General features: G+C 68.3%; 10 protein-coding genes and 2 pseudogenes. 10 read left to right on the forward strand and 2 right to left on the reverse strand.

Annotation, left to right across the window (positions count from 1 at the left end):
* From VF697_RS10590 to VF697_RS10620, 7 genes and pseudogenes are all read left to right on the forward strand, one after another.
* Positions 1-260: pseudogene (locus tag VF697_RS10590) on the forward strand (hypothetical protein); the annotation flags it as partial.
* On the forward strand, positions 257-1,042 hold the full coding sequence (locus VF697_RS10595; protein ID WP_331093883.1) for an outer membrane beta-barrel domain-containing protein: 786 nt from the start codon (positions 257-259) through the stop codon (positions 1,040-1,042). The pseudogene VF697_RS10590 and the gene VF697_RS10595, both read left to right, overlap by 4 nt.
* Entirely contained in the window at positions 1,039-3,030 is a 1,992-nt protein-coding gene (gene gltC / locus VF697_RS10600) for an adventurous gliding motility protein GltC (protein WP_331093885.1), read from the forward strand. Before VF697_RS10595 ends, gltC begins: the two co-directional genes overlap by 4 nt.
* A gap of 86 nt (positions 3,031-3,116) precedes the next feature.
* Positions 3,117-4,145, forward strand: a complete 1,029-nt coding sequence (gene plsX / locus VF697_RS10605) for a phosphate acyltransferase PlsX (RefSeq protein WP_331093887.1) — start codon at positions 3,117-3,119, stop codon at positions 4,143-4,145.
* Positions 4,142-5,179 (forward strand): phosphatase domain-containing protein, encoded by a 1,038-nt coding sequence (locus VF697_RS10610; RefSeq protein WP_331093890.1) that lies wholly within the window; start codon positions 4,142-4,144, stop codon positions 5,177-5,179. The genes plsX and VF697_RS10610 overlap by 4 nt, the downstream gene beginning before the upstream one ends.
* Before the next feature lie 33 nt (positions 5,180-5,212).
* Positions 5,213-6,004, forward strand: a complete 792-nt coding sequence (locus tag VF697_RS10615; protein WP_331093891.1) for an NAD(P)-dependent oxidoreductase — start codon at positions 5,213-5,215, stop codon at positions 6,002-6,004.
* 24 nt (positions 6,005-6,028) lie between these two features.
* Positions 6,029-6,979, forward strand: a complete 951-nt coding sequence (locus tag VF697_RS10620; protein ID WP_331093893.1) for a zinc ribbon domain-containing protein — start codon at positions 6,029-6,031, stop codon at positions 6,977-6,979.
* A gap of 26 nt (positions 6,980-7,005) precedes the next feature.
* On the opposite strand, the gene VF697_RS10625 is transcribed toward VF697_RS10620, so the two are convergent.
* Positions 7,006-7,770, reverse strand: a complete 765-nt coding sequence (locus VF697_RS10625; protein ID WP_331093895.1) for a hypothetical protein — start codon at positions 7,768-7,770, stop codon at positions 7,006-7,008.
* Positions 7,771-7,903: 133 nt separating this feature from the next.
* Between VF697_RS10625 and VF697_RS10630 the strand changes: the two genes are divergently transcribed.
* Both VF697_RS10630 and VF697_RS10635 read left to right on the forward strand, forming a co-directional pair.
* On the forward strand, positions 7,904-8,677 hold the full coding sequence (locus VF697_RS10630) for an alpha/beta hydrolase (RefSeq protein WP_331093898.1): 774 nt from the start codon (positions 7,904-7,906) through the stop codon (positions 8,675-8,677).
* Positions 8,674-9,231, forward strand: a complete 558-nt coding sequence (locus VF697_RS10635; RefSeq protein ID WP_331093900.1) for a hypothetical protein — start codon at positions 8,674-8,676, stop codon at positions 9,229-9,231. Before VF697_RS10630 ends, VF697_RS10635 begins: the two co-directional genes overlap by 4 nt.
* Positions 9,232-9,266: 35 nt before the next feature.
* On the opposite strand, the gene VF697_RS10640 is transcribed toward VF697_RS10635, so the two are convergent.
* A complete protein-coding gene (locus tag VF697_RS10640; RefSeq protein WP_331093902.1) occupies positions 9,267-10,142 on the reverse strand; it encodes a class I SAM-dependent methyltransferase in 876 nt (291 codons plus the stop codon).
* Between the two features lie 209 nt (positions 10,143-10,351).
* Between VF697_RS10640 and VF697_RS10645 the strand changes: the two are divergent.
* Positions 10,352-10,813 (forward strand): annotated as a pseudogene (locus VF697_RS10645) (hypothetical protein); the annotation flags it as partial.

The following is a 10,813-nucleotide window of genomic DNA, read 5'->3' on the forward strand; positions in this document are numbered from 1 at the left end:
CCGAGACGTCGAAGATCGAGACGACCAATCCCGTGACGTCCAAGGTGGAGGTCCGCGGTCCCAGCCTCGCCGCCGACCTGGGCCTGGGCCTGCGCTTCGTGGCCCGTGACTTCCTCGCGGTGAACGTGGCGTTCATCAACACGTCCTACGTGGACCAGCCGCTCAACACCAGCAAGGGCGCCACCCAGAACATCATGACCCTCAATGCCGGTATCTCCATCTTCTTCCCGCTGAAGTCGACGGGCCGGGAGGCCGAATGAAGACCGCCGCCCGTCGTCTGTTGCTCGCGCTCTGTCTGACGTCCGCGCCCGTCCTGGCCCAGGAGTCGGCGCCCGCGCCCGCCGCCAAGCCCGCCCCCTCCACCTCCGGTGGCTCCGAGCAGGAGGCAGGTGACGTGTCCGAGGTGGACAAGGATCGCCTCGGGCCCCTGCGCGAGCGCGTGCAGCCCGTCTCCGGCCACCTCTTCCTCAAGAAGGGCCGCTTCGAGTTCAGCCCCTCGGCCACCCTGTCCCTCACGGATGCCTTCTTCTCGAAGTACATCTTCGGGGCCACGCTCACCTACCACCCCATGGAGACGCTGGGCGTGAGCCTGCGCGCCGGCTACTCCATCCCCACGGTGTCCGGCACGGCGCAGATCTGCAAAGTCGCCGAGGGCTGCAACCTGCCCACCCTCGCGGAGCTGCGCGAGCGCGGGGCGCCCGGGGAGATCCGGCTGATCGGCGGGCTGGACGTCCAGTGGGCCCCCATCTACGGGAAGATCTCCCTGCTGGCCGAGCGCTTCCTCCACTTCGACCTGTACGGCGTGGGCGGCGTCACCGCGGTGCAGTACCGCGGGCCCGCCCAGTCGGCGCTGCTCACCCCGGGCGGCAACGTCGGCGTGGGCATGCGCTTCTTCGTCAACCGCTGGATGACGGTGCGCACCGAGTTCCGCGACCTCATCTACGTCGAGAAGGCCGTGAATCCGACCCAGATGCTTCGTAACCAGCTCCTGTTCGAGCTGGGTGTCTCCTTCTTCTTCCCTACCGTCCACCCTGAGTCATGAAACGTCTGCTCCGGCCGCTCTGCCTCTCCGTCCTCGGGCTCACGCTGGCGTGGGCGAACCCCTCGCCCGCCCAGAACTTCGAGGGTCTGGACCTCTCCCAGCCGTCCAAGAAGAAGAAGAAGAAGCCCACCCCCCGTAAGCCCTCGGGCGGCAAGAAGCCCACGGGCACTCAGCCCGCCGAGGACGACTCCGATGACTCGGGCGCGGACGCGAGCTCTTCTTCCAGCGCCACCCCCGTCGACACGGGGACCCCCGCAACCCCGGCGGCCCAGCCGGACTCCACCTCCGGCATGGGCATGGGGTTGGATCTGACGGCGGACACCCCCTCCACGCCCAAGGCCGCGCCCACCATGTCCTTCGACGCGGTGGACGTGTCCGGCAAGAGTGGGGATCGCCAGCGCCTCGACGTGGCCATCTCGCTCTTCAAGAACGAGGAGTACGAGAAGGCGGCGATGAGCTCCTTCGAGATGCTCCAGGACGCCAAGCTCGCCGGCCTCCACCTGGAGGCGCGCTACGTGCTGGCCAAGGCCCTCTACCGCATGGGCCTGTACCACTCGTCGCTGGGCGAGTTCTCCAAGATCCTGGCCGTCGGTCCGGAGACGAAGTTCTTCCGCACCAGCCTGGAGTGGCTCTTCTTCATCAGCCGCAAGACGAAGAACGAGACCGTCATCCTGGATGAGATCGCCAAGTACGCGAACCAGGAGTTCCCCGAGCGCTTCCGCACCGAGTTCCACTACCTGCTGGCCCGCTACCACTTCGTGCGTGGCAAGGCGCTGGACCAGGTGGGCCGCCAGGAGGACGCGGACAAGAGCTTCAACGAGGTGAAGCGGCTCACGCTGCTCATCCCGAAGACGGACGTCTTCTACGCTCGCGCCAAGTACCTCGAGGGCCTGTCCTTCTTCCGCTTCGGCAACCGGGCCAAGAACGCCGCCGAGAAGCGCGCGGACATCAACACCGTGGGCGCCATCGAGGCCATGAAGGAGATCGTCCGCGTCACCCGCTCCATGGGTGGCCTGGACGCCGAGCAGGCCGCGGTGAACCAGAAGCTGCGCGAGCTGGCCTTCATGCAGCTGGCCCGTACCCACTACGGCATGCAGCAGAACCGCTACGCGCTCTTCTACTTCAACAAGGTGGAGCGCGGCACCTCGCAGTGGCTGGAGTCCATGTTCGAGTCGAGCTGGGCCAACTACCGCGTGGGCCAGTACGAGCAGGCGCTCGGCAACCTCATTACGCTCTCCTCGCCCTTCTTCCGCGAGGAGTACTTCCCCGAGGCGCTCATCCTCAAGGCCGTCATCTATTACGAGAACTGCCGCTACCGCGAGTCCAGCCTCATCCTCCAGGACTTCGAGCGCACCTACCTGCCCGTGCATGATCAGCTCGAGCTGATCACCAAGAAGCAACTGGAGGCCAGCGAGTACTACGGCGTGCTCTCCGACGTGCAGAAGAAGAACAAGGAGGGCCTGGACAAGGCCGAGACGGACGTCATCCTCGAGCGCATCCTGCGCCTGGCCCTCACGGACCAGGACCTGAAGAAGACGAACGAGTCCATCCTCGAGCTGGAGGGCGAGATGGACGCCTTCGGCGAGAAGGGCGACACCTTCCGCTACTCCGAGCTGTCCAAGCAGCTGCTGGAGGGCCTGAAGGTGCAGCGCACCGGCCTCATCGAGAAGGCCGGCATCATGGCCAAGGGCAAGCTGGAGGGCGAGCTCGTGGCCCTCAAGCAGCTGCTGGCCAACGGCCTGCGCATCAAGTTCGAGACCGTCTCCAAGGAGAAGGAGTTCCTCGAGGAGCAGCTCAAGGCCGGCGGCAGCGTCTCCGTCGTGAAGAAGTACAAGTACTCGGTCGCCGTGGCGGATGACCAGCTCTACTGGCCGTACGAGGGCGAGTACTGGCGCGACGAGCTGGGCACCTACCAGTACACGCTCACCAAGGGCTGCATCCAGCGCGACACCGCCAACCGGACGATCCAGGCGAGCGAGAGTAACTGAGCCTGCCTGGCAGTTCGTTCCCCGGGGGCTGGACCCGAGCGGGTCCAGCCCCCTCGCGTTTCACAAACCTGTAGGATGATGCCGTCATGGCCACCAAGCTCATCACCATTGCGTTCGACGTGATGGGGAGCGATCACGGCCCCGCGGAGGTAGTCAGGGGGGCCGCGCAGCTCTCGTTGGAATCACCTCACATCCACACCTTGCTGGTGGGGGACAGAGCCGTCATTGACGACGCGCTCGCCGGCACGAAGCACAGCGGCGAGCGCATCTCGGTGCAGCATGCCTCCGAGTTCGTCGGCATGGACGAGAAGCCCGGCGAGTCCCTGGCGCGCAAGCCCGACGCGTCGGTGTCCGTGGCCGCGCGGCTCGTGGCCGAGGGCGAGGCGGATGCGCTCGTGTCCGCCGGCAACACGGGGGCGTGCGTGCTCTCGTGCGCGCGGCACTTCAAGCTGCTGCCGGGGGTGCGGCGCGCGGCCCTGGCGGCCGTGTACCCCACGCGGGCCCGTCGCGGAGAGAACGAGGATCCCTTCTCGCTCATCCTCGACGTGGGCGCCACGGTGGAGGCCACCGCGGAGGACCTGGTGACGTTCGCGGTGATGGGGGCGGCGTACGCGCGCATCATCTCCAAGAACAGCAACCCCCGGGTGGCGCTGCTCTCCAACGGCACCGAGCCCAACAAGGGACCGCGCCAGGTGGTGGAGGCCCACGCGGTGCTCGCGGGCATGTCCGGGCTCCAGTTCATCGGGAACGTGGAGGGCGTGGACATCCCCAAGGGCACCGCGGACGTGGTGGTGACGGATGGCTTCGTCGGCAACGTGTGCCTGAAGATGCTCGAGGGCGTCCACGAGACGGTGGTGGAGCTGGCCCAGTACGCATACAAGGAGAGCCTGCGCTGGCGCGCGGGGCTCGCCATGCTCTCCGGCGGCATCCAGCGCATCAAGGACATCACCGACTGGGAGCAGTACGGGGGCGCACCGGTGCTCGGCTTCGACCGCATCTTCATCAAGGCCCACGGCCGCTCCAAGGCGAGGGCCATCGCCAACGCCGGCAAGGTGGCCGCCAAGGCGGTGGCGCACGACTTGGGCAAGGCCATCCAGCAGGGTCTTCCGCGGTGAGCCTGCCGGACCGCATCGATCCCAGGCCCCCGCGGCGCATCTACCGCTGGGACCTGGACAAGACGTACCTGCAGACGGAGTTCGACTCGCTGCGGGACCTGCTGCGCACGGCCTTCCAGAAGGCGCACGAGAAGCAGGCGGTGCCGGGTGCGTCCGCGCTCATTCGCGAGCTGGCGTCCAATGGCGACACGCGGCTGTGCATCGTCTCTGGAAGCCCCAAGCAGCTGCGCTCGGTGCTGGAGGAGAAGCTCAAGCTGGACGGCGTGGTGTGGGACGAGTTCGTCCTCAAGGACAACGTGGGCAACCTGATGCGCGGGCGATTCCGGGCGCTGCGCGGGCAGGTCGGCTACAAGCTGCCCGCCATCCTGGAGAGCCGCGCCCACGCGCCCGTGGAGGCCGAGGAGGTGCTCTTCGGCGATGACGCCGAGGCGGACGCCTTCATCTACTCGCTCTTCGCGGACATGATCGCCGGGCGCGTGGACGAGCGGGTGCTCAAGCAGATCCTCGACACGGCCGGGGTGTATCCCGACGAGGCCGAGCGGGTGCTGTCCTCGTGGAAGAAGATCCCGGTGTCGGACCCGGTGCGGCGCATCTTCATCCACCTGGACAAGCTGACGCCGCCGGCGCACTTCTCGAACTACGGCCCGCGCGTGGTGCCCATCTTCAACTACTTCCAGGCCGCGCTCGTGCTGCTGGCCGACGGCCACCTGACGGCCCCCCAGGTCATCAAGATCGCCGTGGAGATGGTGCAGACGGCGGGGCACAACATCATCACGCTGTCCAACTCGTTCCAGGACCTGCTGCGCCGGGGCCTGCCCTTGCAGCAAGCGGCGGGCGCGCTGGTGCAGGCGCTGGAGGGGCCCAACGCGCTCATGCAGGCGCTGCGGCCGGTGCCGGACATCATCTCGGCCTTCACCAAGCGGCTCGCCGCGCTGGGCACGCCCCCGCCCCCGCCCCCGGCGCAGGCGGTGGACTACCTGGGACTCATCCACCACGCGCTCCCGCGGACGCACAAGGGGCGGAAGACGCAGTAGGAGCGCGGTGCCGGGCCGAGCGGAGACACGGAAATGAGAGCCATCGTCACGGGTGCGAACGGCACGGTCGGCGCGCGGCTGTGTGAGTACCTCCAGCGCCACGGTGTCGAGGTGGCCTGCTGGGACCGGAGCCGTGTGCCGGTGGATGACTACTGGGCGATGGAGGGCTTCGTCCGCTCGGTGGCGCCCGACGTGCTGTTCCACCTGGCCACCGCGTCCCGGCCCACGGGGAGGGCCAACGAGTCGTGGCTCGTCAACTACGAGTGGACGAGCGAGCTGGCGTGGATCACCCGGCAGCAGGGCGTGCGCTTCGTGTTCTCCAGCACGGCGATGGTGTTCTCGGACCAGGCGCCCGGGCCCTTCACGGTGGACTCGGAGCCGGAGGCGCCCGAGGGTTACGGGTATGAGAAGCGGCGCGCCGAGGAGCGGGTCTTCCAGCAGAACCCCGAGGCGCGCGTGGTGCGGTTGGGGTGGCAGATCGACGACCAGCCCTCGGGTAACAACATGCTGGCCTCGTTGGAGGCGCAGATGCGCGAGCGGGGCAGGGTGGAGGCGAGTACCCGGTGGTACCCGGCGTGCTCCTTCCTCGATGACACCGTGAGGGCGCTGCTGGCGCTCGCGTGGGCGGAGCCGGGGCTCTACATGCTCGACGCGAACGAGCGGTGGACCTACTACGAGATCGTCCGCGCGCTGAACGAGCGGCACGGCGGCCGGTGGCAGGTGGAGCCCACGGAGAGCTTCGTGTTCGACCAGCGGATGATGGACGACCGCGTGGTGCTGCCCTCGCTGAAGACGCGGCTGCCGGGGTTGTCGAGCGCGAGCTGAGTCGCCGCGGCTATAGTGGGGCCCATGTTCTGCCCTCAGTGTGGCCAGGCTCTCCCCGCTGGGAGCCTCCGCTCCTTCTGCCCCTCCTGCGGTAAGCGCCTCTCGCCGCCGGCGAAAGAGGCTTCCGGGTCCGCTCCCTCCGGGTCCGCCCAGGCCACCTCCGCCCAGCCGCGTCGCTCGCGGACGCAGCTCGGGGCCCTGCTGGTCCTCCTCGCCATCGGGCTCTCGGTCCTCCCGCCCGTCGCGGGCATCGGCCTTTTCTGGTCGCTGGTGATGCTGGCTGGCGCCGTGCTGGTGCTTGCCGAGGAGCGGCGCGCGGCCGGGCTGCCCGGGTGGCCCGTGGTGGAGCGCCTTCCCGCGGTGACGCGGCACCCGCTCGTGCCCCTGCTGTTCGCCGTGCTCACCTGCGCGCAGGCGACGCTGCAGCTCGGCTGCGGGGTGGTGCAGCCCCTGTGGCTCGCCGCCGCCGTCCTCCTGGGCATCGAGCAGGTTCGCTGGCTGGAGCCTCCGCCCGTTGCGCGCGATCGGCTCCTGCTGGTGCTGGGCGCGGCGGGCGTGTGTGTGTTCTCACTCCTGCTGCCCTGGGCGAGCGGGAGCCGCGAGTTCGGTGGGTGGTCCACGCGCTACATCAGCCAGGACACCAACGTGCTCGCCGACCAGCGCTTCGCGGGCACCCTCCAGAACGAGTACAACCCGCTCGCCGTCACCCGCTTCAGCTATGAGGTCGCGGGCCAGAACCAGACGCTCGCGTCGTTCGCCACGGTGGCGTTGTTCCTGCTCGTGCTCGTCCTGCTGTGGGGCACCGCGCGTCGAGACGTGCCGCGCTCCCTGCCGCTGTGGCTCTCGGGAGGTTTGACGTTCTGGTACCTGTTCATCGCCGATGGCGGTGAACTGGGCTCCTTGCTCTTCTTCCCGGGGTTGGTGGTGCTCGCCGTCCTCTCGGTGCGCCACTTCTCCCGGGGGCGCACCGAGTAGTCCAGGCGTCCCAGGACGTCACCGAATCAGAACCTGCAGGGATAGGTGTGGGAGAGCGAGCTCGACTCCAGGCCGTTGGCGTCACGGGCCTTGAACTCGATGAGCAGATCCGAATTGGTGGGAGCGAGGAGGGGGACTCCCTGGGGGCAGTAGAAGGTGCTCGTCAGGAGGCCCGAGTACCAGCCGCTCTGATAGAACGCGCCGGTGGTGTGGTTCTGTTCGGTCCTCTGCCACTGCCCGGTGTAGGGGCCGCCAGTGCCGCCGGCACCGTTCCCCGTGCAGCTGATCTCCGTCGAGGAGCTGCGCGTGCAGGAGAGGGTGTTGGTCGGGCACGCCTCGCTGAAGGTCGCGCTCGCCGCCGAGGGGCCGGAGGTCTGGCAGCGGTCGATGCTGGTGCTGAGGATGGAGAGGGGATACGCCTTCAGCTCGAAGGAGTGCGCCTGGCCGCAGCTCACGGGCCTGTAGGTGAAGGCCCAGGAGCCGGAGCGGCTGCTGTTGCCCTGGAGATCCTGCTCGCCGCGCTTGATGCCATCGATGTAGTAGTCCAGGTGGATGCCGTTGGCCGGGTAGGTCACCGTCCAGGTCCCGCTACCGGACGCCTCGCCGCCGTACGTGCCGAAGCTCGTGATGGTGAGGGAGCTGACGCTCGCCCCGGAGCAGAGGGCCGCTTCCTGGGTGCCCAGGAGCTCCTCGGTAGGGGCCTCTCCCTTCTCGAGGGGACCGCCACAGGCGGCCAGCAGCACTCCAGGCAACACGGCCTTCAGGGAGACCTTCCACAGGTGTCGTTTCATGGTGCATGCCTCTTCCGGAACGAAATCCGCTTCCCTGGGTATTGAATGAATCCAGGCAAATTGGATCACTGGAATGGGGTCTGTCATGTCACTGATTCCTGGGAGTTCTTTTCCGCTTGGAAGAAGGGGGCTCGTGCTGCTCGCGCTGCTCTCCCTCGCCGGTTGCGGTGGACCGAAGACGACGCGCGAGAGCGTCTACTCGGCGCTTCTCGGACGCGATTACATCCTCGACGTGTACGTGCCACCGGGTGCCGGTGCCGACCTGCCGCTCGTGCTCGTCCTCGATGGCGGTGCCTACTTCGCCTCGGTCGCGAGTGACTTCGACGAGAAGCTGCACGCGGGCGAGGTCCGCGCGGCCGTGATCGTCGGCATCGACTCCGCGCGGGAAAACACGCGTGGGACGGACTTCACGCCGACGGCCACCCGCGAGTTCTCCTCCGGAGGCGGGCTCGAGCGCTACGTCGACTTCCTCGAGCGCGAGCTCCTGCCCTCGCTCGAGGCGAGGTTTCCCATCACGAACACACCGGCTCAACGGACCATTCTCGGCCATTCGTTGGGAGGGCTCGCGACGTCGTACCTGCTGTTCCGCCGGCCCGGCTTGTTCGGCAACCATGGCCTGCTCTCGCCCTCGCTCTGGTACGACGACGGGCTGCCCCTCGGATGGGAGGAGGAGTACGCGAGCACGCACGCCGACCTGCCCGCGGGAGTGTGGAGCTCGGTGGGGGCCTGGGAGCACCTCGACATCCTCGCGCCGTATTCGCTCTTCGAGCAGCGGTTCACCTCCCGCCACTACCCGGGTCTTCGTTGGGGAGCGAAGCGCTACCCCGGCCTGGGTCACGTCAGCAGCGCCTATGTCTCGATGACCGATGCGCTGGTCTTCTTCCTCGGCCGGGAGAATCCCCGATGATGCCGCGCGGTGTGCTCCTCCTGGGGCTCCTTCTGCTCGGCGCGCCCGCTCGTGCCGCCGACACGCTCATCGACTTCCAGCTCGACCTCTACAACGACCTCGCGCCCCTCCCCACGCCCTACTGGGGACCCGGGCTGTCCGTGCAGGCGATTCACCGCTGGGACAACGGCCTCTACGTGGGCGCTCGCGAGCACGCCATCACCCGCTGGGCCACCCTGGTGGGCGACTGGACCACGGTGCGCTCCGATACGCAGGGACTGGCGGGCTACGCGTTTCCCGGAGGCCGCCGCTGGCATCTCTACATGGGCGTCCAACTCGGCGTGAGGGTCGGCTTCGTCGGAGGTGAACGCACCTACCGGCAGGGGCAGGACCACGCCACGGCGTCCAGTTGGAGCGCGCGCTTCTCCGCCCAGGCGGCGCTCGGCTATCGCTATTTCTTCGCCGAGCAGCTCGGGCTCAATGTCCAGCTCAACGTTCCGCTCCACGAGGTCATCTCGGATCTCGTCGATGGCGACACACCGCTCGTGGGCATCGGGCTCGTGTGGCGCCCCTGAGCGAGGGGGCCCGTTCCCCGCCGTGACGGCTCCGCTCACACGGGCTTCACCGCGGAGATGAGGGGCACCATCCAGAGGACGTGCTCGTTGGGGTCATCGAGCGTGGCGAGCAGGTCCTCATGGAGGGTGTTCAACTCCCTCGCGGGCAGGCTGGCGTTCTTGGCCACCCAGTCGTTGGCGAAGGCCTTCCAGTGCTGGAAGATCCCCGAGAGGGTGCCTCGACTCACGCGCAGGGAGTCGACCTGGGCGAAGCTCATCCGGACCTCCCGCATTCGCCGGTGCAGGAGCATCGCGGGCACCTTCCGGCCGATGCGCAGGTCGATGCCGCTGTTCTCTCCGGCGGCGATCCAACCCTCCCGCCACAGCCTGTCCAGGTCCGGGTCGCCTCGGGAGCTGTAGATCATGCCGTAGTCCTCCGCGAGCAGGTGGAGCACACCGCCCGGCTTCAGGACGCGGATCATCTCGTCGAGGATGAGCTCGGGCCTGTTGACGGCGTGCAGCACGTGCCGGCAGAACACTCCATCGAGCGAGCCATCCTCGAAGGGCAGGTGGGCCCCGTTTCCCTCGAGGTAGGTGATGCGCTCGGAGGAGGCGGTGCGGCGCCGGGCGATGTCCAGCAGCGTGGGCGCGAGATCCAATCCCGTGATGCGCGCCTCCGGCCAGAGCGCCGCGAGCCGTGCCACGAACTCGCCCGTGCCGCAGCCCACGTCGAGGAGGGCCGGCGCCGCGGGCAGTGCGTAACGGCGGAGGAGGTCCACTTCCTGCGGCCAGATCGCCTCGAGCTGCGCCTGCAACACCGGCACGATGAGGGACTCCACCGTCAGGGCTTCCAGCTGCGGGCATTCGGCCAGGACGGGCCTCGCGGGGGACTCCGACTCGGGGGATGCCACGTGCACTGCCTGGGTCCGCATCGATGGCTCCATGGGTGACCCCCGGGAAGAGTCCACGGGCGTCCCATGTGATGCACGACCGGGTCATGTCGGTTGCTGGACGAGCGACCCTCCGACCGCTGCGGCGGCGGAGAGGCTGGCGACCTGATGTCAGCCCTCTCCCATAAGTTCGGGGTCGTGTCCCGCGGGCCGGAGTGGGACCCAGCCCGTGTCATACCCAGGAGCAGCCCATGAAAATGTCGTCCCATCTCGCGGGAGCGATCATCGCCCCGTTGCTGGCACTGCAATTCCAGGCCCACGCCCATACCGCCTCCACCCCCGAGCCCACCTCGCCCGCGCTGTCCGCCCCGGCCTCCGAGGCCGCCGACCTCCTCGTGCGGCTGCGCGCCCTGCCGGGAGTGCTGTCCGTCACCGAGGCGGCCACCCGCATCCCCGGCACGCGCTTCTTCCGCATCGAGCTCGACCAACCGGTGGACCATCAGCATCCCGAGGGACGCCACTTCCGCCAGCGCCTGACGCTGCTGCACCGCTCCGAGTCCGCGCCCATGGTGCTGGCCAGCACTGGCTATGGCATCTCCCTCAGCGCCTCGCAGCGCGAGCTGACGTACCTGCTGCAAGGCAACCAGCTCCTGGTGGAGCACCGCTTCTTCACGCCCTCGGCGCCCGCGCCCTTCACCTGGGAGCACCTCACC

The sequence above is a fragment of the Archangium sp. genome, from assembly GCF_036388035.1.
Lineage (GTDB): Bacteria > Myxococcota > Myxococcia > Myxococcales > Myxococcaceae > Archangium.